The 25,545-nt window shown below is 60.2% G+C and carries 23 protein-coding genes; 10 read left to right on the forward strand and 13 right to left on the reverse strand.

Going from position 1 to position 25,545, the window contains the following annotated elements; translation table 11 throughout:
- Positions 1-2: 2 nt before the first annotated feature.
- From PYR65_RS09865 to PYR65_RS09880, 4 genes are all read right to left on the reverse strand, one after another.
- The gene (locus PYR65_RS09865; protein WP_060638768.1) at positions 3-788 is read right to left on the reverse strand and encodes an ABC transporter permease; all 786 of its coding nucleotides are present in this window, start codon (positions 786-788) and stop codon (positions 3-5) included.
- Entirely contained in the window at positions 785-1,657 is an 873-nt protein-coding gene (locus PYR65_RS09870) for an ABC transporter permease (RefSeq protein ID WP_060638769.1), read from the reverse strand. The genes PYR65_RS09865 and PYR65_RS09870 overlap by 4 nt, the downstream gene beginning before the upstream one ends.
- 75 nt (positions 1,658-1,732) lie before the next feature.
- Positions 1,733-2,839: an ABC transporter substrate-binding protein gene (locus PYR65_RS09875; protein ID WP_060638770.1), complete on the reverse strand. Its 1,107-nt coding sequence runs from the start codon at positions 2,837-2,839 to the stop codon at positions 1,733-1,735.
- Positions 2,840-3,079: 240 nt separating this feature from the next.
- On the reverse strand, positions 3,080-3,937 hold the full coding sequence (locus tag PYR65_RS09880; protein ID WP_060638771.1) for a MurR/RpiR family transcriptional regulator: 858 nt from the start codon (positions 3,935-3,937) through the stop codon (positions 3,080-3,082).
- A 291-nt stretch (positions 3,938-4,228) separates the two neighbouring features.
- On the opposite strand from PYR65_RS09880, the gene PYR65_RS09885 reads away from it, so the two are divergent.
- The 7 genes from PYR65_RS09885 to PYR65_RS09915 all read left to right on the forward strand — a co-directional run bounded on the left by PYR65_RS09885 (position 4,229) and on the right by PYR65_RS09915 (position 11,636).
- On the forward strand, positions 4,229-4,996 hold the full coding sequence (locus tag PYR65_RS09885) for an N-formylglutamate amidohydrolase (protein ID WP_276120841.1): 768 nt from the start codon (positions 4,229-4,231) through the stop codon (positions 4,994-4,996).
- 113 nt (positions 4,997-5,109) lie between these two features.
- Positions 5,110-6,657 carry an amino acid permease gene (locus PYR65_RS09890; RefSeq protein ID WP_276120842.1) on the forward strand — a complete coding sequence of 516 codons (1,548 nt, stop codon included), beginning with the start codon at positions 5,110-5,112 and terminating at the stop codon, positions 6,655-6,657.
- 102 nt (positions 6,658-6,759) lie between these two features.
- Complete coding sequence (locus tag PYR65_RS09895; RefSeq protein WP_276120843.1) at positions 6,760-8,130, forward strand: glutamine synthetase family protein; 1,371 nt, start codon at positions 6,760-6,762, stop codon at positions 8,128-8,130.
- A gap of 77 nt (positions 8,131-8,207) precedes the next feature.
- Positions 8,208-8,678, forward strand: coding sequence for a helix-turn-helix domain-containing protein (locus PYR65_RS09900; RefSeq protein WP_276120844.1), 471 nt, complete (start codon positions 8,208-8,210; stop codon positions 8,676-8,678).
- Complete coding sequence (locus PYR65_RS09905) at positions 8,671-9,087, forward strand: type II toxin-antitoxin system VapC family toxin (protein ID WP_276120845.1); 417 nt, start codon at positions 8,671-8,673, stop codon at positions 9,085-9,087. The genes PYR65_RS09900 and PYR65_RS09905 overlap by 8 nt, the downstream gene beginning before the upstream one ends.
- A gap of 19 nt (positions 9,088-9,106) precedes the next feature.
- Positions 9,107-10,486: an aldehyde dehydrogenase family protein gene (locus tag PYR65_RS09910; RefSeq protein WP_276120846.1), complete on the forward strand. Its 1,380-nt coding sequence runs from the start codon at positions 9,107-9,109 to the stop codon at positions 10,484-10,486.
- A 4-nt stretch (positions 10,487-10,490) separates the two neighbouring features.
- Positions 10,491-11,636, forward strand: coding sequence for an iron-containing alcohol dehydrogenase (locus PYR65_RS09915; protein ID WP_276120847.1), 1,146 nt, complete (start codon positions 10,491-10,493; stop codon positions 11,634-11,636).
- Positions 11,637-11,920: 284 nt separating this feature from the next.
- Here the strand turns inward: PYR65_RS09915 and PYR65_RS09920 are convergent, their stop codons facing one another.
- A complete protein-coding gene (locus PYR65_RS09920; protein ID WP_276120848.1) occupies positions 11,921-13,210 on the reverse strand; it encodes an NAD(P)/FAD-dependent oxidoreductase in 1,290 nt (429 codons plus the stop codon).
- 403 nt (positions 13,211-13,613) lie between these two features.
- A complete protein-coding gene (locus tag PYR65_RS09925) occupies positions 13,614-14,990 on the reverse strand; it encodes a L,D-transpeptidase family protein (RefSeq protein WP_276120849.1) in 1,377 nt (458 codons plus the stop codon).
- A gap of 209 nt (positions 14,991-15,199) precedes the next feature.
- On the opposite strand from PYR65_RS09925, the gene PYR65_RS09930 reads away from it, so the two are divergent.
- Positions 15,200-16,048, forward strand: a complete 849-nt coding sequence (locus PYR65_RS09930) for a DUF4432 family protein (protein WP_276120850.1) — start codon at positions 15,200-15,202, stop codon at positions 16,046-16,048.
- 73 nt (positions 16,049-16,121) lie between these two features.
- A complete protein-coding gene (locus PYR65_RS09935; RefSeq protein WP_276120851.1) occupies positions 16,122-16,460 on the forward strand; it encodes a TIGR01244 family sulfur transferase in 339 nt (112 codons plus the stop codon).
- Positions 16,461-16,514: 54 nt separating this feature from the next.
- Here PYR65_RS09935 and PYR65_RS09940 read toward each other — a convergent pair whose 3' ends face one another.
- The 7 genes from PYR65_RS09940 to PYR65_RS09970 all read right to left on the reverse strand — a co-directional run bounded on the left by PYR65_RS09940 (position 16,515) and on the right by PYR65_RS09970 (position 24,501).
- The gene (locus PYR65_RS09940) at positions 16,515-17,561 is read right to left on the reverse strand and encodes a sn-glycerol-3-phosphate import ATP-binding protein UgpC (RefSeq protein ID WP_276120852.1); all 1,047 of its coding nucleotides are present in this window, start codon (positions 17,559-17,561) and stop codon (positions 16,515-16,517) included.
- Positions 17,561-18,409: a sn-glycerol-3-phosphate ABC transporter permease UgpE gene (gene ugpE / locus PYR65_RS09945; protein ID WP_276120853.1), complete on the reverse strand. Its 849-nt coding sequence runs from the start codon at positions 18,407-18,409 to the stop codon at positions 17,561-17,563. Before ugpE ends, PYR65_RS09940 begins: the two co-directional genes overlap by 1 nt.
- Before the next feature lie 9 nt (positions 18,410-18,418).
- Complete coding sequence (gene ugpA, locus PYR65_RS09950) at positions 18,419-19,300, reverse strand: sn-glycerol-3-phosphate ABC transporter permease UgpA (RefSeq protein WP_060638784.1); 882 nt, start codon at positions 19,298-19,300, stop codon at positions 18,419-18,421.
- An 85-nt stretch (positions 19,301-19,385) separates the two neighbouring features.
- Positions 19,386-20,690 carry a sn-glycerol-3-phosphate ABC transporter substrate-binding protein UgpB gene (gene ugpB / locus PYR65_RS09955; protein WP_276120854.1) on the reverse strand — a complete coding sequence of 435 codons (1,305 nt, stop codon included), beginning with the start codon at positions 20,688-20,690 and terminating at the stop codon, positions 19,386-19,388.
- Positions 20,691-20,916: 226 nt separating this feature from the next.
- On the reverse strand, positions 20,917-22,566 hold the full coding sequence (locus PYR65_RS09960) for a thiamine pyrophosphate-binding protein (protein ID WP_276120855.1): 1,650 nt from the start codon (positions 22,564-22,566) through the stop codon (positions 20,917-20,919).
- A gap of 35 nt (positions 22,567-22,601) precedes the next feature.
- Positions 22,602-23,552 carry a DMT family transporter gene (locus tag PYR65_RS09965; protein WP_276120856.1) on the reverse strand — a complete coding sequence of 317 codons (951 nt, stop codon included), beginning with the start codon at positions 23,550-23,552 and terminating at the stop codon, positions 22,602-22,604.
- A gap of 13 nt (positions 23,553-23,565) precedes the next feature.
- Positions 23,566-24,501, reverse strand: a complete 936-nt coding sequence (locus PYR65_RS09970) for an alpha/beta fold hydrolase (RefSeq protein ID WP_276120857.1) — start codon at positions 24,499-24,501, stop codon at positions 23,566-23,568.
- A 195-nt stretch (positions 24,502-24,696) separates the two neighbouring features.
- On the opposite strand from PYR65_RS09970, the gene PYR65_RS09975 reads away from it, so the two are divergent.
- Positions 24,697-25,464: a ribonuclease T2 gene (locus tag PYR65_RS09975; protein ID WP_276120858.1), complete on the forward strand. Its 768-nt coding sequence runs from the start codon at positions 24,697-24,699 to the stop codon at positions 25,462-25,464.
- Positions 25,465-25,545 lie beyond the last annotated feature (81 nt).

Here is a 25,545-nt window from a genome sequence, read left to right on the forward strand (position 1 = left end):
CCTCAGGGCTTGGAAGCCGATTTGCTGAAACGGGAGACGAGCTGCAGAAGAACCATGCATCCCCAGGTGATGGCGAACGCAATGACCGCGAGCGCCGGCGGCTCATAGGCGCGGTTGGCGCCGATCAGCTGCAGGTAGGGACCGAACGCCGGGCGGTTGAGCAGCGACGGCATGGTGAACTCGCCGATGACGATGGCAAAGGTGATGAAGGCGCCGGAGAGGACGCCGCTCATGACATTGGGAAAGATGCACTTGAACATGATGGTCGGCCAGGACGCACCAAGGCTCTGGGCGGCCTCGGTCAACGTGCCGACGTCGATGGTGCGCATGGCCGTATCGACCGAACGGTACATATAGGGCAGCGACAGCGTCATGAACGAGAACATCAAAAGCGCATCGGTGCCGCGCGTCGAGCCGGTGAACGGGATGTAGGACGAGGAATTGTAGAGCCTGAGATAGCCGAAGACGATGACGATGGCGGGAATGACCAGCGGCATCAGCGTGATGAACTCGACCACGGGGCGCATCTGCGGCAGGCGCAGGCGAACCCAATAGGCGGTCGGTACGACGAGCAGCACCCCGAAGACGATCGTCAGGATGGCCATGACGATGGAATAGCTGAAGGATTCGCGGAACTGGATGTCGGAAAAGACCGAGCGATAGGCATCGAAGGAATATTCGCCGCGGCGCATGCGCAGCGAGAATTCGAACGTGGCGATCAGCGGTACGATGAAATAGGAGGCACCGAAGAAAATCGCGAGCCAGGCACCGATTTTTTGTGTTTTCATTTTTGCCACCGTTCGGCGCGCATGCGGAGCAAGATATAGATGAGGTTGGAAATACCGGTGATGACGATCATCCCGAGCGCCAGGGCATAACCGAGATTGGGATTGTGCAAAACGTCGCCACGGATCTGGGCGTAGAGCTGGATCGGGACGATGTTGAAGGTCGAGCCGGTCAGCGAATAGGCGGTGGCGATGGCGCCGAATGCGTTGGCAAACAGAAGCAGCGTCGTGCCGAGGATGCTCGGAAACAGGATCGGCAGGGCGACCTTGGTCCAGTATTGGCGGTTGGTGGCGCCGAGGATTTCGGCAGCTTCGCGCCATTCCTTCTTCAGGCCGTCCAGCGCCGGGGTGATGATCAGCACCATCAGCGGGATCTGGAAATACATATAGGTCAGTGTCAGGCCGAGAAAGCTCAAGAGATTGAAGCCGGACGCATAGAGATTGATGCCGAACCAGTCGCGCAGGATCATGGTGACAAGGCCGGTGCGGCCAAGCGTCGCCAGAAAGGCGAAGGCAAGCGGCACGCCGGCAAAATTGGAGGCGACGCCGGAGAATGTCAGGAGCGACGAGCGGATCCACGAGGGCAGGCCGCCGAGCACCACCGCCCAGGCGAGCCAGAAGCCGATCAGGGCACCGCCGATCGAGGACGCCAGGCTGATCTTGATGGAAATCCAGTAGGAGGCGAGAATCTTGTCGGTGAAGAGCCCGGCAATGTTCTCAAACGTGAATTCGCCTGCCGGATTGAGGAATGCACCGGTGACGAGATAGAGCGTCGGGGCAATCAGGAACATCACGGCAAACAACAGGAACGGCGTTATGCCGAGCCAGTCGATGGCCGTCCTTTTCAAATCAATGGCCCTGTTGGCGCTCATCGCGAAACCGTCTTGTGTGAAAAATTGAGAAATAGCCTTCCCGCGCGGTCGCGGGAAGGCCTTGATACGGCAGTCTTACTGGACGTTGGCGCCAACGACTGTATCCCAGCCCTTGGTGATGACTTCCTTGTAGGCATCCTGTTCGGCGAGCGTCGGGAACACGGCCTTTTCATAGGCAGCGGCCGGCGGCAGGGCGTCGAGCAGTTCCTTCGGGATCTTGTTGTTCTTGGCAAGATCGTTGAAGCGGATCGGGTGGCAGAAGCCCTTCAGCCAGCCGAGCTGACCTTCGTCGGAATACAGATATTCCATCCACAGCTTTGCAGCGTTCGGATGCGGGGCGAAGGCCGAAATCGCCTGGACGTAGACGCCGGCGACAACGCCGGTTGCCGGTACGACGACTTCGTATGGCGGGTTGCCGTTCAGGCTGTTGCCCCAGCTCAGCGCATTATAGTCCCAGGAAACGATGATCGGGGTCGTACCCTGTGCCAGCGAAGCGGACTTGCCGATGACCGGAACGAAATTGCCCTTGGCATTGAGGTCCTTGAAGAAGTTGAGACCAGCGTCTCCAGCCTTGGAGGCATCGCCGCCCGAGGCAGCAAGACCGGCTGCATAAACGCCGGAGATGGCCTGGTTGGACGTGCGCGGATCGCCTGCAAGCGAAACGGCATTGGCAAATTCTGGCTTCAGCAGGTCGGCCCAATCCTTCGGCGCTTCCTTGACGATGTCCTTGTTCACGAGGAAGGAGAGAACGCCGTAATAATCGCCGTACCAGTAGCCTTCGGCATCCTTGGCGCTATCGGGGATCGAGTCCCAAGTGGAAACCTTGTAAGGCTGGATCAGGCCTTCAGCCTTGGCCGACGGGCCAAAGGACAGGCCGACGTCGATCACGTCAGGTGCCTGTGCGCCGGTATTGCCCTTGTTGGCCTTGATCGCTTCGATTTCGTCGCCCGAGCCGGCATCCGGGTTGAGTTCGTTGATGGTAATTTCGGGATACTTGGCCTTGAAGCCGGCGATGACATCGCCGTAACCGCACCACGAATGGGGCAGGGCGATCGTCGTCAGGGTGCCTTCTGCCTTGGCAGCAGCGATCAGTTCGGCGCTCGGTTCGGCAGCAGCGATGGCAGTCGATGCCATGACCATGGCGGTCGAAAGCGAGAGCAGGCGGCGCATATGTGAAATCACTGGTCTTCTCCTTGTGGTTATATCAGTCAACTTCGAGGAAGCTGATACTGGGGTCCGATGAAGCTTATGTGACAGGTGTTGTCTCCTTTGCGACCGAAGGTTCGCAGGCGGAACACCTTCATTTCATTTTCTAAATTTCCTTCCGGCCGGATGCCGGCGTGTTCGTCTGTCGATTGAATTGAAAAACGTTGCATCCCCGCACCGGTTGCCCGGCGCCACGTTTCCTCCCACTTGCTCCTCCTAAAGCGGCTTTCGAAAAAGCCTCGTTGAATCGAACAGTCCCTCCAGCGTTTTCATGCGGTCATGCGTCTCGTCCCAGATGGAACTCTGCACGGCCTCGATCAGCGCTTCGACGGCAAACAGGGTGACGACCGAACTGTCCCAGGCCGAGGGCGCCTCGATCTGGATGCGAAAGACGCGCCGCGCCGATTTGGCGATGGGCGAGCTCCACTGGTCGGTGAACAGGATGATCTCGACGCCGCGCTCGCGGGCGATGCGCGACAGCGTTTCCATCTCCTGCTCGTAACGGCGGATGTCGAACATGATCAGGACGTCGCCCTTCTTCATGTCGAGCACATAATGCGGCCAAGAAGAGGAATTGGAGGCGATCTGGGTGACGCCGGAGCGGATGACCTGGAGATGGGTGAAGAAATAATCGGCAAGGGCGCGGGTGATGCGGCCGCCGACGAGATAGATGTTGCGCTTGCGGTCGGCAATCATCGCGGCGGCGCCGTCGAATTCGGCGGTTTCGAGCTGAGCCAGCGTTGCGCGCATATTGTTCATCGTCGCATCGGCGAAGCGGTTGAGAATATGCGTGCCCGGCGCATTGGCGGCCCAACGGTCGTGCTTGCTGATCGGATTGGAAATCGTCGCTTCGAGTTCCTGGTGCAGACGCGATTGAAAATCCGGAAAGCCGCGAAAGCCGATCTTCTGCACCATGCGGGCGACCGTCGGCGTCGATACGCCGGCATTCTCGGCCACAGTCGTGATGCTGCCGAGTCCGGAAACCGGATAGTTGTCGAGAAGCATCGCTGCCAACTGCTTTTCCGCGCGGGTGAGCACGGCAAAGTGGGCGTTGATCACATCCGACACCGTCATGGTGCCTGCGGTACTGGTCAAATTTTCATCCCCTAAACCGGTCTCTGCCAGCTTTGTGACAGAGTAAACATCGCTGTCACAATTCGAGTCAATTGATTTTTTGAAGAGATCGTTTCAGATTCCGATTGACATGGGTCAAAACGTGAAGAATTCTTTTCAGTATCGGCAGTCACGCCTGTGTCGAGACAATGTACCGGCTGACCGATTCTTGCTTCCACACATGATTTCAGGGGCTTCCAGCCCGATCTGGACATGCGTGGTGCCGATCAGGCAACCGGAAGGGGACCGGAGTTGACGGGACTTTTGACAGAGGCGGATGGATCGCCGGTCGCAGTGGAAAACCTGGAGGCGCTGAGCCCGGTGCTGCTGGTCTGCGAACACGCCTCGCGCCGTCTTCCGGAAAAAATGGGTTCACTGGGGCTCTCAGACGACGCTCTCGAAAGCCACATCGCCTGGGATCCGGGCGCGCTCGCCGTGTCGCAACTTCTGGTGCGCAGCCTGGATGCCGCGTTGATCTATCAGCGTTTTTCGCGTCTCGTCTATGACTGCAACCGGCCGCCGGAAGCCGAAGCCGCCATGCCGCCGGTCAGCGAAATCTTTGAGATTCCCGGTAATGCAGCGATCTCTGCTGCCGAGCGGCTATCCCGCACGCAGGCACTCTATGTGCCGTTCACCAACGCGCTGTCAGATTTCATCGCCACGCGAAAGGCTGATGGACGCCCGCCGGTCCTGGTGACGATGCACACGTTCACGCCGGTTTATCACGGCAAGCAGCGCGACGTCGAAATCGGTATCCTGCATGACGAAGATAGCCGGCTGGCGGATGCGATGCTGGCGGCTGCCGGAAAAACCGCTGGCCACGTGGTGCGCCGTAACGAGCCCTATGGACCGGCCGATGGCGTCACGCATACTCTGATCGAGCATGGCTTGAAGAATGGCCTGCTCAACGTAATGATCGAGATCCGCAATGATCTCGTTACAAATGAAATCGGCCAAAAGGTCATGGCCGATTATCTGACAGGCATCCTGGGCGAAAGCCTTGATGCACTGTCGCAATAAAAAGACCTGGGGAGCGGCATGTCCGCGGAGACTGGTCCATGGAATTCCATGGACGAACTGGCATTTCGGCATCCGGCAATACCGCTGGAGGCTGGCTGATACAGGGGATAAACATGTCAGACTATTCAGATACCGATAAACACGAGGACATGAAGGTCCTCCATTCGATGGGCTATGCGCAGGAACTCGAACGGCGCATGAGCTCCTTCTCGAACTTTGCCGTTTCCTTCTCGATCATCTGCATTCTGTCGGGCGGCATCAACTCGCTTGCGCAGGCGACATCGGGGGCAGGCGGTGCCGCGATCGGCATCGGCTGGCCGCTCGGCTGCTTCGTTTCTCTCGTCTTTGCCGTCGGCATGGCGCAGATCAGCTCCGCCTATCCGACCGCCGGCGGCCTCTATCACTGGGGCTCCATTTTGGGCAACCGTTTCACCGGCTGGGTCACCGCCTGGTTCAACCTGCTCGGTCTCGTTACGGTTCTCGGCGCCATCAATGTCGGCACCTATTACTTCTTCATGGGCTCGTTCGGCACACCCTATTTCGGCCTGGAAGACACGACGACCATCCGTATCCTGTTCCTGGTGGTCATTACCGGCGCGCAGGCGATCGTCAACCATATGGGCATCGGCCTGACGGCCAAGCTCACGGACTTTTCCGGCTATCTGATCTTTGCAACCGCGATCGCGCTGTCGGTCGTGTGCCTGGCTGCCGCTGACACCTACGAGTTCGGCCGCCTGTTCACCTTTTCCAACTATTCGGGCGAGGCCGGCGGCAATGTCTGGCCGGCAACATCCGGCACGTGGGTGTTCCTGCTTGGCCTGCTCCTGCCGATCTACACGATCACCGGCTACGATGCTTCCGCCCATACGTCGGAAGAAACCGTCAAGGCGGCAACCTCGGTTCCGCGCGGCATGATCTCGTCGGTTCTGTGGTCGGCTCTGTTCGGCTACATCATGCTGTGCAGCTTCGTTCTGCTGCTCCCCAGCATGGACGAGGCCGCCAAGCAGGGCTGGAACGTATTCTTCTGGGCGATGGACACGCAGGTCAATTCGACCGTGAAGGACATTCTCTACCTCGCCATCCTCGTTAGCCAATGGCTGTGCGGCCTGGCCACGGTGACGTCCGTATCGCGCATGATCTTCGCCTTCTCGCGGGATGGCGGTCTTCCGGCATCCAAGGCTCTGGCCAAGGTCAGCCCGACCTACCGCACCCCGGTTGCCGCAATCTGGACCGGCTCGATCCTCGCCGTTCTGTTCGTCTGGGGCTCGTCGCTGGTCACGATCGGCGAGACGCCGGTCTATACGATCGTCGTGTCCTGCACCGTCATCTTCCTGTTCTTCTCCTTCGCGATCCCCATTACGCTTGGCCTCTTTGCCTGGGGAACGTCGAAATGGGACAAGATGGGTCCGTGGAACCTCGGCGAGGGCGTCTTCAAGCTGTTTGCCGTGCTGACGATCCTGGCGATGATCCTGATCTTCGTGCTCGGCGTCCAGCCTCCAAATACGCCGGCTCTTTATGTCACCGTCGGCTTCCTGATCCTGACCGGTATCGTCTGGTTCGGCTTTGAACGCCGCCGCTTCAAGGGCCCGCCGATCGGCGACGAAGTTGCGCGCCGTTCCGCTGAAATTGCAGCGGCCGAAAAGGCCGTTGGGCAGAAGTGATCCAATAAGACAAGGTGGAAGCCGCGTGTCTGCGGCTTCCACCGGACGTCCACGAGACGCAGCCGGTAAGGCCGCGTTACGATCAAGCACGGGATTTTTGCAATGAGCGCGAGCTATTCGTTTGAAGAGTTGAAGAAGGATGTCGCCGAGGGCCGCATCGATACGGTTCTGGCCTGCCAGGTCGATATGCAGGGACGGCTGATGGGAAAGCGTTTTCACGCGCAGTTCTTCGTCGATAGCGCCTGGGAGGAGACCCATAGCTGCAACTATCTTCTTGCGACCGATCTGGAGATGGAAACGGTCAACGGCTACAAATCGACAAGCTGGGAGAGCGGTTACGGCGACTATACGATGAAGCCGGATCTGACGACGCTTCGCCGCATTCCATGGCTCGAAGGCACGGCGCTGGTTCTCTGCGACATGCTCGACCATCACACCCACAAGGAAGTGCCGCATTCGCCGCGCGCCATCCTGAAGCGCCAGATCGCCCGGCTGGAGGCCATGGGCCTCAAGGCCTATATGGCGACCGAGCTCGAATTCTTCCTGTTCGACCAGAGCTATGACACTGCCCGCGAAAGCGGCTATCGCAACCTTAAGCTCGCCAGCGGCTATAACGAGGATTACCACATCTTCCAGACGACCAAGGAAGAAGATGTAATGCGGGCGATCCGCAACGGCCTGCAGGGGGCGGGCATTCCGGTTGAAAACTCCAAGGGCGAGGCCTCCGCCGGCCAGGAGGAAATCAACGTCCGCTATGCCGATGCGCTGACCATGGCCGACAGGCATGTGATCATCAAGAACGGCTGCAAGGAAATCGCCTGGAGCAAGGGCAAGGCGATCACCTTCCTGGCCAAGTGGAACTACAATGCCGCCGGTTCCTCCTCGCATATCCATCAGTCGCTCTGGAGCACGGATGGCAAGGTGCCGCAATTCTTCGACAAAAAAGCACAACACGGCATGTCGGAGACGATGCGCCATTACGTCGCCGGGCTTTTGACGCATGCGAGCGAGATCACCTATTTCCTTGCGCCCTACATCAATTCCTACAAGCGCTTCATGGCCGGCACCTTCGCGCCCACCAAGGCCGTCTGGTCAAAGGATAACCGCACGGCCGGATACCGCCTTTGCGGCGAAGGCACCAAGGCGATCCGCATCGAATGCCGCGTCGGCGGCTCCGATATCAATCCGTATCTCGCCATGGCAGCGCTGATTGCGGCGGGTATTGCCGGGATCGAGGGCAAGATGGAACTGGAACCGGCTTTCGTCGGCGATGCCTATGGCGGCAAGGATATCCGCGAAATTCCCGCAACGCTGCGCGACGCCACGGCGGTGATGCGCAGCTCGACGATGCTGATCGACGCATTCGGCGAGGATGTCATCGAGCACTATACGCGGGCTGCTGAATGGGAGCAGGAAGAGTACGACCGCCGCGTGACGGACTGGGAGGTGGCGAGGGGGTTCGAGCGGGCGTGAGATTATCGCAACATGTTGCGAATATTGACCGCGTTGCGACAGTATGAGATGGTCATACCCTTTCCGGAGGGCTTAAAATGACCCCAATAGATACTGCGTGGTTTCACCGTCAACTCGATATTCGCAACCAGTCGGTACGCGGACTAGCCCGGTTTCTGAGGGTCGATCCAAGTGCTGTTTCGCGCATGTTGAAAGGCGAACGCAAGATGAGCGCTGAGGAGCAGGATAACGTGGCGGCTTTCTTTGGTGTGAGTATCGAAGAGGTTGCCGCGCGCCGCCGGGGTGAGGCTCCCGGGTTCTCCGAAACGAAACAGGAGCCGTATCTGGCGGCGGATGCTGCACGCAAAGATGAGCCGGCCATGAAAATGTTTACGCAAGCGGATGTCATCTACAAGGATGGCAAACGTTGGATGGAAGCGCCAGACGGGCGATTATTGGAGCTTCATCCTGCTTTCGGGTGCATGGCGGGAACTATGACCATACCGGACGATCTGGATTTGACCGCGCCGATCGATGTCGAGTGGAGCGACAAGCTTTATAATGAATGACAGGCTTCTTCTTGATACCTGCGCGATGATCTGGATGGCAACGCGCAGACAGATGTCGCAGGCGGCAATGGAAGCCTTCGAGACCTTGTCGACCAATGGCGGTGTGCTGTGTGTTTCTGCCATGTCTGCCTGGGAGATAGGAATGTTGATATCGCGCGGCAGACTGTCGGCCTCCAAGGATGCGTTGCCGTGGTTCGAAGATTTCGTGACCTCCGGCAACCTGGTCGTTCATGCGGCCACACCCGCTGTCTTGATCGCCGCCGCTTATCTTCCCGAACCGTTACACCGGGACCCCATGGATCGAATTCTCATTGCGACAGCACGGGAACACGATCTGACCATCATTACACGCGACCGTCCCATTCTGGACTATGGTGCGGCCGGACACGTCAGGACGCTCGCTTGTTGAGCCTTTGGAGTTTGAATTCATGACCATGATCCAATGCATTTCCCCGGTGAACGGGGAGGTTTATGCCGAGCGCCCGGTGGTGGATGCCGCTGTTGCTTCGGCGGCGGTTGCGCGTGCGCGTGCGGCGCAGAAGAGCTGGGCCAGGCGGCCCATCGAGGACCGCGTCAAGCTGGTGCTTGCGGGCGTTGCGCGGCTCAACGAGATGGTGGACGAGGTCGTGCCGGAGCTTGCCTGGCAGATGGGGCGTCCGATCCGCTACGGCGGCGAGTTCCGTGGCTTCAACGAGCGCTCCAACTATGTGGCGGCGATTGCGGCCGACGCGCTGGCGCCGATCATTGTCGAGGACAGCGCCAGTTTCGAGCGCCGGATCGAGCGCGTCGCCCATGGCGTCGTCTTCGTCATCGCGCCCTGGAACTATCCCTACATGACGGCGATCAACACGGTCGCCCCCGCACTGATGGCGGGGAATACCGTGATCATCAAGCATGCGAGCCAGACCATCCTGGTCGGGGAGCGCATGGTGCGTGCGTTTGTCGAGGCGGGCATTCCCGAAGACGTGTTCCAGAACATCTTCCTCGACCACGCGACGACATCGCAACTCATCGCGGCCAAGAGCTTCGATTTCGTCAATTTCACCGGTTCGGTCGAAGGCGGCCGGTCGATCGAGCGGGCGGCCGCCGGAACCTTCACCGGTCTTGGCCTCGAACTCGGCGGCAAGGATCCGGGCTACGTCATGGAAGATGCCGATCTGGATGCGGCCGTCGAGACGCTGATGGACGGCGCGATGTTCAATTCCGGGCAGTGCTGCTGCGGCATCGAGCGCATCTATGTCAACGAAAACCTCTATGACGATTTCGTCGAGAAAGCCGTCGCGTTCGCATCGGCCTACAAGCTCGGCAACCCGCTGGAACAGGAAACCTCGCTGGGGCCGATGGCGCACAAGCGGTTTGCCGCCGAAGTGCGGGCACAAACCGCTGAAGCGGTCGCCAAGGGCGCCAAGGCGCTGGTCGATCCGAAGCTGTTCCCGCAGGATGACGGCGGCGCCTATCTTGCGCCGCAGGTTCTGGTCGATGTCGATCACTCGATGAAGGTGATGACGGAAGAGAGCTTTGGCCCGGTCGTCGGCATCATGAAGGTGAAGAACGATGCGGAAGCGCTGGCCTTGATGAATGATTGCAAATACGGCCTCACCACATCGCTCTGGACCAGGGACGCCGAGCGCGCCGCCCGTATCGGCAATGATCTCGAAACCGGCACCGTGTTCATGAACCGCGCCGACTATCTCGATCCGGCTTTGTGCTGGACCGGCGTCAAGGAAACCGGCCGCGGCGGCTCGCTCTCGGTCATCGGTTTCCAGAACCTGACCCGCCCGAAATCCTACCATCTGAAGAAAGCCTGATACGATGACCATCACTGCCAACTGGAGCTACCCGACATCCATCAAGTTCGGCGCAGGCCGGATCAAGGAGCTTGCCGATCATTGCAAGGCGCTCGGCATCAAGAAGCCGCTTTTGATCACTGACCGGGGCCTTGCGCCCATGCCGATCACGCAGAATGCGCTCGATATTCTGGAGGCGGCCGGTCTTGGCCGCGCGCTGTTTGCCGATGTCGACAGCAATCCGACCGACGTCAATCTCGATGCCGGCGTGAAAGCCTTCAAGGCAGGCGGCCATGATGGCGTCATCGCTTTCGGCGGCGGCTCGGGCCTTGATCTGGGCAAGTGCGTCGCCTTCATGGCCGGGCAGAGCCGCCCGGTCTGGGATTTCGAGGATGTCGGCGACTGGTGGACCCGCGCGAGCGTCGAGGGCATCGCGCCGATCATCGCTGTTCCGACCACCGCCGGCACCGGTTCGGAAGTCGGCCGCGCCTCAGTCATCACCAATTCGCAGACCCATACCAAAAAGGTGATCTTCCATCCGAAATTCCTGCCTGCGGTGACCATCTGCGATCCGGAGCTGACGGTGGGCATGCCGAAGATCATCACGGCCGGAACCGGCATGGATGCCTTTGCCCATTGCCTGGAAGCCTATTCTTCGCCGTTCTACCATCCGATGTCGGCCGGTATCGCGCTCGAAGGCTTGCGTCTCGTCAAGGACTACCTGCCGCGCGCCTACAAGGACGGCACGGATATCGAAGCGCGGGCAAACATGATGTCGGCTGCGGCCATGGGCGCGGTTGCCTTCCAGAAGGGGCTTGGCGCCATCCACTCGCTGTCGCATCCGGTCGGCGCCATCTACAACACCCATCACGGCATGACCAATGCCGTCGTCATGCCGCCGGTGCTGCGCTTCAACCGGCCGGCGATCGAGCAGAAGATCGCTCTGGCCGCCGCCTATCTCGGCATTTCCGGCGGCTTTGACGGCTTCTACGACTATGTGCTGCAGCTTCGCGAAGAACTCGGCGTTCCCGACAAGCTTTCGGCGCTGGGCGTCGGCACGGACCGTATCGACGAAATGGCCGCAATGGCGATCGTCGATCCGACCGCCGGTGGCAATCCGGTGGAGCTGACGCTCGAGGCCGCCAAGCTGCTGTTCCGCGACAGTATCTGAGGTTCACTTTCGGCTGTGTTGATATCCGGCATTGCGCCGGTAATTTGACATTATGCGATTGCCAAACTCTCCGTCATTCCTGTGCCCGTCACAGGAATCCGGCCAGCTCAAGTCCTTGAGCTGAAAGAGTCTTTTGACCCGACGGACGTCGGGTCACTGGATCCCCGCCACAGGGGCGAGGATGACGGAGAATGGGTATCGCCCTCGCCAAAAAATCTTGTTCACGGGTATCCGCAGCCTGAGTCCGGAAAACCATGGTTTTCCGGGCTTTTCATTATCCCAGATCAAAACCGGCGATCGATGAAATGCTTGGCTTGCGCGCCGGCGTGATAGAAGGCCGATTTGAGGCTGCGCAGGGGGTCTGGGGTAATGGGGCTCTCGGCAAGCGGAAGCGCGTTTGGGTGACCCATGACGTGGTTTGCGAGCGCGCGGCCGAAGACCGTGCCGGGGGCAATGCCGCGGCCATTATAGCCGCTGACCGAGACGACATTGTCGGCCATCGCGTGCATCTGCGGCAGGTTGTTGGTGGTCATGCCGATGCGGCCGTCCCACCAGTATTCGAAGCGGAAATCGCCAAGTGCGGGAAACAGCTTGCGCAGCGAGCGCGCGGCAAAGGCGCGGTGCGTGCCTTCTGCGAGCGCATCCAGGCGGCCGACGCTGCCGAAGATCAGGCGGTTCTGCTGGTCCATCCGGAACGAAGTCATGACCAGCCCCGTGTCCCAGCAGCCCTGGCGTTCCGGTAGGATGGTGCGGGCGATATTGTCGGAGAGCGGGTTCGTGGCGAACTGGAAATAGGGCAGGATCGTCAGTTCCTGGGTATAGGACGTCCAGGGCGTCTGGCTCAGCATGTCGCCATAGGCGTTGGTCGCGACGATGACCGATTTGGCGGTGATGGTGCCGTTTCCGGTCGTCAGCTTCCACAGATCGCCCACGCGTTCGGCGGAGCGCAGCGGCGTTTCGGTGTAGATCTGCGCGCCGGCGGCAAGGGCCGCGCTCGCAAGGCCGCGGGCATAGGCCAATGGCTGGATCGTCCCCGCGCGCCGGTCGAGCAGGGCGCCGGCAAAGCCTTCCGCGCCTGTCAGCACCGTGGCGCGATCGGCATCGACCACCTCGACGGGCGCACCAAAGGTCTTCCACTGGCGCTCGCGGTCCTGAATATCCTTCAAGCCCTCGGGGCCGACGGCCAGATGCAGCGTGCCGTTGCGCACCGCCTCACAAGCGATCGCATGTTTTTCGACCAGCTCATAAACCAGCGACGGACCATCGCCCAGTTCGGTCAGCAGCCGTGTCCCGGTCTCGACGCCGAGCGTTGCGATGAGGTCTTCGGGCTTTGTCCACATGCCGGCATTGACGAGGCCGACATTGCGGCCGGAGCCGCCAAAGCCGATCATCTTCGCCTCGGCGATGGCGACGCTGACGCCTTTTTCGGCAAGATGCAGGGCGGCTGAAAGACCGGTGAAGCCGCCGCCGATGACGGCGACATTAACGGTGATATCGTTTGTGAGCGGCCCGGTTTTGGGAGGAGCGGGTGCCGTGGCATGCCAGAGGTTGGGAAGAGTACGTTCGGCGGCCATTACGGCATTCCTTGTCTGTCGGAATTGATGGTTCGGTATTCCGACAGATAAAGCATCGCTGCAATCTGTTTTCATGACAATATCTGATGAGGTTATGAGGGCTTTTATGTAAGGCTTTGACATCAGGCTGGGGATATTAAGCTTGGGGGATATCGGGCGTGAAGACATTCGAGGACGCGTTCGGGTGAGGTCGCGGCGTTACCAAGCTAAACGCCACGACCCCCGATCTCCGCCTGCGCGAAACTGTGCCCTATCATATCGCGTGTGCGTACCGGCAAGCCGGCACGGTGACGGGTCATGCGCGTCAAGGCTGCATTTGATCAAATCCTTGACGCAACCATCTTGACCCATGTCGGCGAGCCGTCACCCCCCAAATAGGGGAGGTTCTGGTAAATACATGCCTTTAATCGAGGAATTCCACAGTCGTGCCGACGCTGACCATCTTGGCAAGCTCGGTGGCGTCCCAATTGGTCAGGCGCACGCAGCCATGGCTTTGGGTCTTGCCGATCTTGGATGGTTCCGGGGTGCCGTGAATGCCATAGGTCGGCTTCGACAAAGCGATCCAGACGGTCCCGACCGGACCGTTCGGACCGGGCTGAAGCGTCAGCACCTTGTCGTTTTCACCCTGCTTGAAGTTGATCTTCGGATTGTAGGTATAGCCGGGGTTCAGCGCGATGCGATCGACCTGCACGGTTCCTGAGGGCGAAGGCGTGTCGGACGAGCCGATCGTGGCCGGATATGCTGCAATCAGGGTGCCGGCCTCGTCATAGGCAAAGACCTGCTTGCGGTATTTGTCGGCGACGATGCGCGTCACCTTGCCCGACTTCGGCTCGCCCGGATTGATCACCTTGATGATGGTGCCGGGAATGGTGAAGTCGATGCCGGGGTTCAACTCGCGCAGGTAAGCCTCGTCCATGTGGAATTTCTCGCCCAGCATTTCGACTGTCGAGGTGAAGGACAGGTGCGGCAGAACGGCTTTATGCGCGTAATCTTCCGGGATGGAAGCGACATAGGGACCGGCGGCGTCGGCCGCCGTGATCGTGTAGGTGGTGATCGGCAGGCCGCCGGTGAAGCGCAGGCGCTCCAGGATATCGTCGGTATTGTTCGGGTCCAGCGTTTCGCCGGTTGCCTGCTGCCAGGCTTCGATCGCCTTGGTGACATTGGAACCGGTCTTGCCGTCGATCACGCCGGGTGAAAAGCCCTCGCGATCGAGGAACACCTGCAGCGCGGTGATCTCGGCGCTCGACTTCTTGGAGATCCGGGCAGCCGAGGGCAGGGCCTGGCGGTTGGGAGCGTTGTCCTCCGGCGGCAGGGCCGCCATATCGTTTTCGTCCTGCATCGGCAGGCTTGTGGGCAATTCCTGGCGATCGACATTGCCGGGCGAGACATCGCGGTAATCCGGAACCGAACCGGTGATTTCGCCTTGGCGCGTATAGCCCTGGTCGGTGAACGCGGGGTCGGAATAACCGTAGTCAGGATTGGTATAGACGTCGCGGCTGCGTTCGCGGTGGCGCGTGTCGTTGCGCTCGCGGCCCGATCCCATCACGGTTGCGACGACATTGCCCCAGCTATCGACCAGAACGGTGCGGCCGCGGCGGTCGCGCATCATCTGCACGTCGCCGTTTTCGGGGATGTAATCGAGAATTTCGCCCTGTGGCGTCACCAGAACCGAATTGGGCGGCAGACGGCCAAAGCTGTCCTGCGCCTCGGCGGCAGTGGCAAACGCGAGCACGCTGACGGCGGAAATAAGGGCAAGGCTGGTTCTGGAAACGAACGTCACGGTGAAACCTGTTATCTGGCAGTTGAACTCGGGGCGTACAAATCAATTGGGACGGTAATATGAATAAACTGAATTCATTATGAACGGTTCCCTAAAATCCTTCGATTTCGGTGGGTTGCCGATTTATAGGCGTGATGATGCCGTTTCCTTGCGTTAGTTTTTCCGGGATTAACGGATCGAGCCGGGCGGACGCGAGGGGAAAATAATCGATGCCGATGCGAATCTCTACCGGTGGACCGGATTTCCAGATTCTTCTCGATCGCCAGTCCGCTCTCGATATCAGTGCCTTTGTCGTTGATGGTGTCGATCTTTCGCCGGGCACGGCCATTCCATCCGATGGCGACCCGCGCATTGACCATGCGCTGCAGGGGTTCTTCTTCACCTGTGGTCCCGATCACAGCCGCCATCCCGAGCCGATCGAAGGCCGCGAGGACGGACAGAAATATCCGCTGCACGGATCGCTCTGCGGCACGCCTGCCGGCGAAACCTGGATGTCGCAGCCGGACGAGCCGCCGGGCTCCAACGCGCGCACCGAGGTCCTGCTTGCCAATGGAGGACAGGCCCGCATCTCCCGGCGGTGGGCTGTCAGTCCGGATAATCGCGAGGTCACGCTCAACGACCAAGTCACCAATATCGGTGATCGCCCGTTTTCGCCGATGCTGATGTATCACATGAATATTGGCGGCCGGCTTGCCGGGGCTGACACGCAGATCGGCGGGACGATGTTCGGAGAGGAACGGTTCGGCTGGCGATTCGGCGAGGGCGATCGTGGGCTGTTGTGCGTGCCGGCAACGGCCGGTGCGAAAGACGGCTGGGCCGAGGTCGTGCTGGGACCGTTCGAGGCTTTGAACGGCCGGTCGCTTGCCGTGCGGTTTTCCACGCACACATTGCCATTTCTGCAGATGTGGCGGTGCCAGAGCGGCGGCGCTGATGTCATCGGCATCGAACCGGTGTCGCACCGGCTCGCCAAGCGGGCCGAGCTTGCCGCCGCCGGCGAAATGCCGCTGCTGGCCTCAGGCCGGACGGTGGATTATGCGCTGGCGTTCCGGATCCGCTGACCCGCTTTGCAATTGACGCGTGGCACTGCCGGTCTTACATCAGTCCGGGCATTATTTTGAGGAAGGCACAGCCATGGACATTCGCCAGATCAACGATGAATATTCGGTCACTGGACAGATTTCGGTCGAGGACCTCGATACGATCAAGGCGCTGGGTTTCAAGTCCATCGTTTGCCATCGCCCGGATTTCGAACAGCCCGACCAGCCGCAGTTCGAAACCATTGCCGCCCGCGCCAAGGAGCTGGGCCTCGATATCACCCATATCCCGGTCGGCCCGATGGGCGTGACCGCCGATGCCGTGCGCGAGATGGTCGATGCGCTTGATACTTTCGAGCGTCCGATGCTCGGCTATTGCCGCTCCGGCGCGCGCTCGACCAATGTCTACCAGCAGACCCAGCACATTCGCGGCTGAAGCCTATCACCGGCGCGCATGTGAGCGATGGCGCGCCGGGCCTAGATTAAAAGATCATCGCAGCCGCTGACCGCTTTCATCGAAAAAGTGCAGGCTGTCCAAGGCCGCATGCACCGTCGCGAGATCATCCAGCACGATCTTTGAGCGGCCGGGCACGCGAAACACGATCGGCTGGCGGTCCGGCAATTCGCCGTGGACATAGCTTTCCGCGCCGACCAGTTCCACCGCCGCCACTTTCACATCGATCGTCAAGCCGTTGTCCGTTTCGTTCGCGGATGACAGATGCAAGTCTTCGGGGCGCACACCCAGCGTCGCGGTGCCTGCCGGAAGAGCGGCGCCATTGCCGAGGCGCCAATCTTTCGACGTGGTTTTTTGCAGGAGGTTCATCGAGGGCGAGCCGATAAAGGTTGCGACAAAGGTCGTCTGCGGTTTTTCGTAAAGCTCGATCGGGGTTCCGACCTGCTCGATCCGTCCGGCATTGAGGACCACAAGCCTGTCGGCCAGCGTCATCGCTTCCATCTGATCATGTGTCACGTAGACGCTTGTTGTCGCGAGCGCGCGCTGCAGGCGCTTGATCTCGACACGCATCTGGACACGCAGCTTGGCATCGAGATTGGAGAGGGGCTCGTCGAAGAGGAAGGCGGCCGGTTCGCGCACGATGGCGCGGCCCATGGCGACGCGCTGCCGCTGGCCGCCTGACAATTGCCGTGGCTTGCGATCGAGAAAGGGTTCGATTTCCAGCGCCTTGGCAGCACCGGCGATGCGCCGGTCGATCTCGTCCTGCGGCGTGTTGCGGTTCTTCAGGCCGTAGGCAAGGTTCTGGCGCACCGTCATATGCGGATAGAGCGCATAATTCTGGAAGACCATGGCGATGTCGCGCTCGGACGGCTCAAGTTCGTTCACAATGCGGCCGCCAATCGAGATCGTGCCGCCGGTAATGCTTTCAAGCCCGGCAATCATGCGCAGCAGCGTGGATTTTCCGCAGCCGGACGGGCCGACCAGCACGACCAGTTCGCCATCGGCGATATCGAGGGAAACGCCCTGGATCGCATCGACCGGGCCATATTTCTTGCGGACGTCGTTTAGGATGATGTTGGCCATTATTTCTCCGTATCCACGAGACCTTTGACGAACCAGCGCTGCATCAAAACCACGACGAGAATGGGCGGTATGATGGCGAGGATCGCGGTCACCATGACGTAGTTCCAGGGTGTCGAAGCGTCGGTGAAATCGACCATGCGCCGCAGGCCGATAATGATCGTGTTCATCTTGGCATCGTTGGTGACGAGCAATGGCCAGAGATATTGTGTCCAGCCATAGATGAAGAGAATGACGAAGAGCGCGGCGATATTGGTGCTCGACAGCGGCAACAGGATATCGCGCATGAAGCGGAACGGTCCGGCATTGTCGATGCGGGCCGCCTCCACCAGTTCGCCGGGGATCGTCAGGAAGAACTGGCGAAACAGGAATGTCGCGGTGGCGGAGGCCATCAGCGGCAGCGTCAGCCCGGCATAGGTGTCGATCATGCCGAGATCGACGATGACCTTGTAAGTCGGCAGGATGCGCACCTCCACCGGCAGCATCAGCGTGACGAAGATCATCCAGAAGAATGCCATACGGAAGGGAAAGCGGAAGAAGACGATGGCAAAAGCGGACAGAAACGAAATGACGATCTTGCCGACGGCAATGGCGATGGCCACCACGAAGGAGTTGAACAGCAATCGTTCCAGGCTGACGCCGACGACCCGCTCAACACCGCCGGACATGGCTTCGGTATAGTTTTCCACCAAATGCAGGCCAGGCAGCAGCGACATGGGCGGCCGGATGATCGCTTCCGAAGTCGTCGTCGAGGCGATGAACGTATAGTAGATCGGGAAGGCGACGATGATGATCCCGAGGATCAATATCAGGTGGCCGACCAGATTGGCGACAGGACGTTTTTCAATCATTTCCAGCCCTCAGCCATAATGCACCCGTTTCTCGACGAAGCGGAATTGGAAGGCGGTGAGCCCGATGACGATCACCATTAGAATAACGGATTGGGCAGCGGACGAGCCGAGGTTCAAATTGACGAAGCCGTCATTGTAGACCTTGTAGACCAGCGTTTCCGTCGCCTTGGCCGGGCCGCCGCCGGTCACCGAGTGAATGATGCCGAACGTGTCGAAGAAGGCATAGACAGTGTTGACGACCAGGAGAAAGAAGGTGGTGGGCGCCAGAAGCGGAAAGACGATCGTCCAAAAGCGCCTGCTGCCGCGCGCGCCGTCGATGGCGGCAGCCTCGATCAGCGATTTCGGAATGGCCTGCAGGCCCGCCACGAAGAACAGGAAGTTGTAGCTGATCTGCTTCCAGGCGGCGGCGACCACCACCAGCGCCATCGCCTGATTGCCGTTCAAAAGCGGATCCCAAGCAAAACCGTTGCGGCGCAGAAGGTAGGCCAGCGTGCCCATTGCCGGGTTGAACATGAACAGCCACAGCATGCCGGCCACCGCCGGTGCGACGGCGTAGGGCCAGATCATCAAGGTGCGATAGAAGGACTGTCCGCGCACCACCTTGTCTGCCGCCGTCGCTAAAAGCAGAGCGACGCCCATGGAGACGATAGCGGTCAAAAGACTGAAGACGACCGTGACCTGCAGGGCGTGAATATAATTGGGATCGGACAGGACCGCCTTGAAGTTCGCAAGGCCGACGAAACCGCTTTTCAGGCCGAACGGATCCTGCCTGACCATGGATTGATAGAGCGCCTGGCTGGCTGGCCAGAAAAAGAAAATGATCGTCAGGATGATCTGCGGCGCGACCAGCAGATAGGGCAGGATCTTGTTGGGAAACGCAACGTTGTGCACGGGTTCTCCTCGGGCATGGAAACAGGCGGCAACAGGGCGATTGCGCCGCCCGCAAGATCATGCGGGCGGCGTCTGGCCTTACGGGTTAGTTGCCGACAGCCTCGGTGATCGCTGCATTACCGCGTTCGACAGCCTTGTCGAGGGCGGTCTTGGCATCCTGCTGGCCCGCCAGCATGGCCTCGAACTCCTCATTCATGATGTCGCGAACCTGCGGCAGGTTGACGAGGCGCACACCCTTGGAATTTTCGGTCGGCGCCTTGCCCATCATCTGCAGAATCGGCGTTTCGCGGCCGGGATTCTTGTCATAGAAGCCGGATTTCTTGGTTTCCTCGTAGGCCGCGTTGGTCACCGGCATATAGCCGGAGACCTGATGCAGGCGGGCCTGGATTTCGGTCTGTGACAGGAAATTGAAGAACTGGGCGACGCCCTTGTATTCCTCGTCGCTCTTTCCGCCGAACACCCAGAGGCTTGCGCCGCCCGGAATGGTGTTCTGCGGCCCGTGTCCTTCATAATAGGGGAGCTGGCCGATGCCGTATTTCACGCCGGACTTGATGATGTCGCCAAGGCCGCCAGAGGATTCGGTCAGGATCGCGCATTCACCGGACATGAACAGCTGCTTGGCCTCGGAGGTGCGGCCGCCATAGCGGAAGGTGCCGTCCTTGGCGAGATCGGCGATCGACTGGAAATGCTGGACGAAAAGGGGAGAATTGAACTCGAGCTTGACATCATTGCCGCCAAGGCCGTTTTCCAGGGTGCCGTAGGCGACATTGTTCCAGGCGGCGAGATTTTCGGTCTGGATCCAGGTCAGCCATGTCGAGGTAAAGCCGCAGGAAGCCGCGCCGCTCGTTTTGATCTTCTTAGCAGCGTCGAACACTTCCGGCCAGGTCTTCGGCGGGTTTTCGGTGTCGAGACCGGCCTTTTCGAAAATATCCTTGTTGTAATACAGTATCGGCGAGGATGAATTATAGGGGAAGGACAGCATCGTGCCGTCCGGCTTCGAATAATAGGCCGCTATGCCTGCGAGATATTGCGACTTGTCGAATGTGTAGCCACCCTTCTGCAGGACATCGGCTGCCGGAACGATGGCACCTTCTGCGCCCATCATCACGCCGCTGCCGGCATCAAAAACCTGAATGATGGCGGGAGGCTGCTGCGAACGGAAGGCGGCGATACCGGCATTCAGCGTTTCGGGATAGGTGCCCTTGAAGACCGGGGTGATCGTGTACTCTTTCTGGCTCTCGTTGAATTCCTTGGCAAGCTGGTTGACGACCTCGTTATTGGCGCCCGTCATGGCGTGCCACCATTGCAGGTCCGTTGCCGCATGCGCACTGACGGGAAGCGTCAGCGTCAGCGCAACGAGTGCGGTCGATGTGGAAAATGAGCGTGTCATGGTTATTCCTCCCTGGTGGTGACAAACGGAACAGATGGTCTTTCAAACCATTCCGGTAGCGATCCTCCCGATCGCTACCGCAAGCCGGTACATTCACACCCGCACGGAAAACCATGCCGGCGGCTGTGGATGTCACAGTGTTGTCACATAGACATAGAAGGCGGAAGCGGTTTGTCCACCCAAAGATGACAGCTTTGCTCCGGCGCAACCGTCTGGTTAGTATTGCTTAATTAGCATTTCTGATTTGGCTCAACGTTCGCGTTGGCGTAATCGCCTCCGGATCGAGCCTGATCTCGATGATCGACGGCTTGCCGCTTTGACGGGCGCGCTCGAAGGCTGCGGCAAAATCCTCGGTCTTTTCGACGCATTCGCCATGGCCGCCATAGGCACGGGCAAAGGCAGCAAAATCCGGATTGGTCAGGTCCGTGCCGCTGACCCGGCCGGGATATTCCCGCTCCTGGTGCATGCGGATCGTCCCGTAGATACCGTTGTTGATCACCAGCGTGATGATCGGCAGATCATAGCGGACGGCGGTGGCAAATTCCTGGCCGTGCATCATGAAACAGCCATCGCCGGCAAAGCAGATCACTTCGCGGTCGGGATGAAGATGTTTCGCCGCAACGGCAGCCGGCAGGCCATAGCCCATGGAGCCGGATGTCGGCGCTGCCTGCGTGTTGAAGCGCTGGAACCGGTGAAAGCGATGCAACCAGGTGGCATAGTTGCCGGCGCCATTGGTGAAAATGGTATCGGGCGCCGTATTCGCCTCGATATGGCGCATGATCGGCCCCATCTGCACATCGCCCGGCCCGGTTTCGGGCGGCGTCGACCAGGTGAGATAGGCCTCATGCATGCGTGCCGTCCGCTCGGACCGATCGCGCGGTTGGGCCGGCTCCAGCTCTGCCAGGGCATTGGCAAAATCGGCGGGCGAGGCGGCGATGGCGAGATCCGGGCGGTAGACGCGGCCGAGTTCGCCGGGATCGGGATAGACATGCACCAGCGTCTGCTGCGGGTAGGGCACGCTCAGCAGGGTATAGCCCGAGGACGGCATTTCGGAGAAGCGGCCGCCGATCAACAGCACCAGGTCTGCCTCGCGGATCTCCTTGGCAAGCGCCGGGTTGATGCCGATGCCGACATCGCCGGCATAATTGGGATGAAGATGGTCGAACAGCATCTGGCGGCGGAAGGAGCAGCCGGTGGGCAGGTCGAAGCGTTCGGCGAAAGCCTGGAACTGCGCGACGGTCTCTTGGCTCCAGCGCGTGCCGCCGAGAATGGCGATCGGCCGCTTCGCCTTGGCAAGCAGGGCTTCCAGCTGTTTCAACTGCCCGGGACCCGGATGGCTTTCCACCGGCTGATAGGGCCTTGCCGGAACCGCCTCCGCCTTTTGCGTCAGCATGTCTTCCGGCAGGGTCAGGACCACCGGGCCGGGGCGGCCGGATGTCGCGACCGCAAAGGCGCGGGTGACGAATTCCGGGATGCGGGCGGGATCGTCGATCTCGCCCACCCATTTGGCGATTTCGGTGAAGGCGCGGCGGTATTCAATTTCCTGGAAGGCTTCGCGCTCACGCGCATCGCGCTGCACCTGGCCGATGAACAGGATCATCGGGATCGAATCCTGGCGGGCGATATGCAGGCCGGCGGATGCGTTCATCGCGCCCGGACCGCGCGTCACCATGCAGATGCCGGGTTCGCCGGTGAGCCGGCCCCAGGCATCGGCCATCATCGCGGCGCCGCCTTCCTGGCGGCAGACCACGACATCGATATCGGTATCGTAGAGCGCATCGAGCACGGCGAGATAGCTTTCTCCCGGCACGCAGGACACCCGCCTGACGCCGTTTGCCTTCAGCGCCTCAACGATCAATTCTCCGCCTGTTTTCATGTCTGCTCCTCCCAAAGCACGTCACTTAAAGCTTGTCAGATGGCCGGCGATACCGGCGCGATACTGGCTGTCTTGTTCACCCGGCGCTCGCGCCAGATGATGTAGAGGCCCGAGCTGATGATGATGGCGATGCCAAGCCATTTCAGCGCATCCGGCAGATGGCCGAACACCAGCCAGCCGAAGATCGTCGCCGAAACGATTTCCAGATATTGCAGTGGCGCCAGCACCGAGGCGGGTGCCGCACGATAGGCATAGACGCCGAGAACGCCGGAAATCGTGGCGGTGACGCCGACGCCGATCAAGTACAGACCGGCGGTCATATCCGGCACGACCGGATCGAAAATCTCCGACCCCGTGCCATCGCCGAAATACAGCAGGATACCGCAGAACAGCGCGCCCCAGACGCCCGCATGAAACTGCATCGACCAGGGATCCTCGTTCTGCGCGACCAAACGCGTGACCAGAAGGAACACTGCAAGGCCAAAGGCGGAGACGACGGGCAAAAGCGCGATCCAGCCGACTTCCTGCATGCTTGGCTGGATGACCAGCAGCGCGCCGGAAAAGCCGACGGCGCAGGCCGTATAGCGCCGCCAGCCGATGGTTTCCTTGAGGAAAATGCTGCCGAGAATGGTGAGGATGATCGGCTCGACGAAGAAGATTGCGATGGCATCGGCCACTTCCATCGCCTTCAGCGTGGTGATGAAGGACAGCATGGTGACGACGAGCAGGCCGCCGCGCAGCATATGCAGCCCGGTCTTTTTCCAGGTCAGATCAAACAGCGTGCCACGGACGAGGACGACCGGCAGAATGAAGATCATCTGCAGCACGAAGCGCACGGCGGTGATCTCTGCCGATGGAATGGTGGTGATGGCCAGTTTTGCAAAAATATCGATCAGCGGCGAGATCAGCACCGCAATCACCATCAGGCCCAGACCGAAGGAAATGTCGTTGCTGCGGATGGCCGGTTTTATGGACATTTCAGTCATGCCAGGTCTTTGCTCACGTCCGCTGCGTGACTGCGGCACGGCACCATGCGGCAAAATCCTGCATGGCGCGGTCGCGCTCGATTTCGTTCAGGGTTTCGTGGCGCATGCTGGGATGGATCACCGCCGTCACCTGCTCCAGCCCGGCCTTTTGCATCTGCTGCGCCAGCCACGAGATTTCGCGGCCGCCATTGGTGGCCGGGTCCTGCCCGCCGCCGGTGAGGTGGATCGGCAGGTTTTTAGGCAGACGGCGAAGCCGCTCCGGCCTGGCACCATCGAAGGTCAGGCGGAACAGGTCGATCCAGAGCGAAACGCTGGCATCGAAACCGCAAAGCGGGTCGTCGATATATTTTGCGACCTCCACCGGGTCATGCGACAGCCAGTCATAGTCCGTCTTGTGGTTGGGGATCGACTTGGCCCAGGCGCCGAAGGTGAGCTGCGACAGCAGTCCGCTCGGCACGTCGGAGCCTTTCAGTGCTTTTTCGATGGAAAGCACGATTTGTGCGGCACGCCCGGCCAGGCCCGGATTAAAATTCGAGTTCCAGACGGCCAGTGCATCGTAAAGGCCGGGATCGGTTTCTGCTGCGTTGAGCGCGATCAGGCCGCCCATGGAATGGCCGAACAGGATGACGGGAAGGCCGGCATGGCGGCTGGCCGCCATGCCCCGCATCGCCCTGACGTCGGCAATGACCTTGGCTGCCCCTTGCGACTGGGCATACCGGCCAAGGGGGGCGTCGGCGGCTTTGGTGAGGCCGTGGCCGCGATGATCATGTGCATAGACGTCGAAGCCGCTATTGGCCATGACTTCGGCGAAGCGGGCGTAACGGGCGGAATGTTCGGCCAGTCCATGGCAGATGATCAGCACACCCACGGGCTCTCCACCCGCTGGCCAATGGCGCCAGGCGAGGGCAGCTCCGCTTGGGCTTTGCAACGTTTCGACCTTGGCGAACACCCCTTAGATCCTCCCAGGCGCAGTTCTGGCACTCACCGCTATCAACTTGATTTAACAGCCAAAGGCAACCGGCGCTTGGTGCTTGTTTGGTATCAGGTCAGAAAAGATTCGCGTCTATGTCGATTCCAGGTTGCAATTTTCCCGTTTTAATCGCTAAATGATCTTGTTTTGTTCCTTTTTTCGATGGAGATGGGCATGCAGGGGAATGTGAGGGCCATTGTTGTATTGCTATTGTTTTGCCTGCACGTGTTTGCGCTGATCGTGATCTCTGCCTCAGGGGCGCTGGCGCAGGAGATGGGCGTGCGGGAAACCGGCAGGACCGAGTATATTCTGGCCGTCAGCTGGCAGCCGGGATTTTGCGAGACGCGGCCGGACCGCAAGGAATGTGCCGGGCAAGACGCCGGGCGATATGACGCGACGAATTTTTCCCTACATGGGCTCTGGCCGGTGAAGAAGAGCTATTGCGGCGTCGCTGACGATATCAAGGCGCGCGACCGGACCGGCAATTGGCTGGAACTGCCGCAGCTGGCAATCGTGCAGGAGACGGCAGCCAAGCTGATGGTGGCGATGCCTGGAACGCAATCGGGGCTTGAGCGGCACCAATGGCTGCGCAGCGGCACCTGCCATGGCGGCACGGCACAGGATTATTTTGCCACGCAGCTTCGTTTTCTGGATGAAATCAATGGCTCGGCGGTGCGCACCCTGTTTGCGGGGCGCATCGGGAAGGATGTGACCGAAGGCGAAGTCAAGCAGGCCTTTGCCGCCAGTTTCGGCAAGGGTGCCGGCGACCGCGTCCGGATGCGGTGCGAACAGGTACGTGCACGGAGTGTCGTCACAGGGCTGACGATCGGCCTTTCGGGTGACGTTTCGGCTAATGCCGAACTTTCGGATCTGATCCTTGCGGCCGGCAGTACCGATTTCAAATGCGCGAAAGGGGCGGTCGATCCGGCCGGCATTCAGTGAATGAAGCGCTCTAAAACCGGTTTCTTCATTGCTCCGCCGGGATAATTCGCCTACATAGCGGGCAAAATCCCATTCCGTCGG

This window comes from Pararhizobium qamdonense, assembly GCF_029277445.1.
Taxonomy (GTDB): Bacteria; Pseudomonadota; Alphaproteobacteria; order Rhizobiales; family Rhizobiaceae; genus Pararhizobium; species Pararhizobium qamdonense.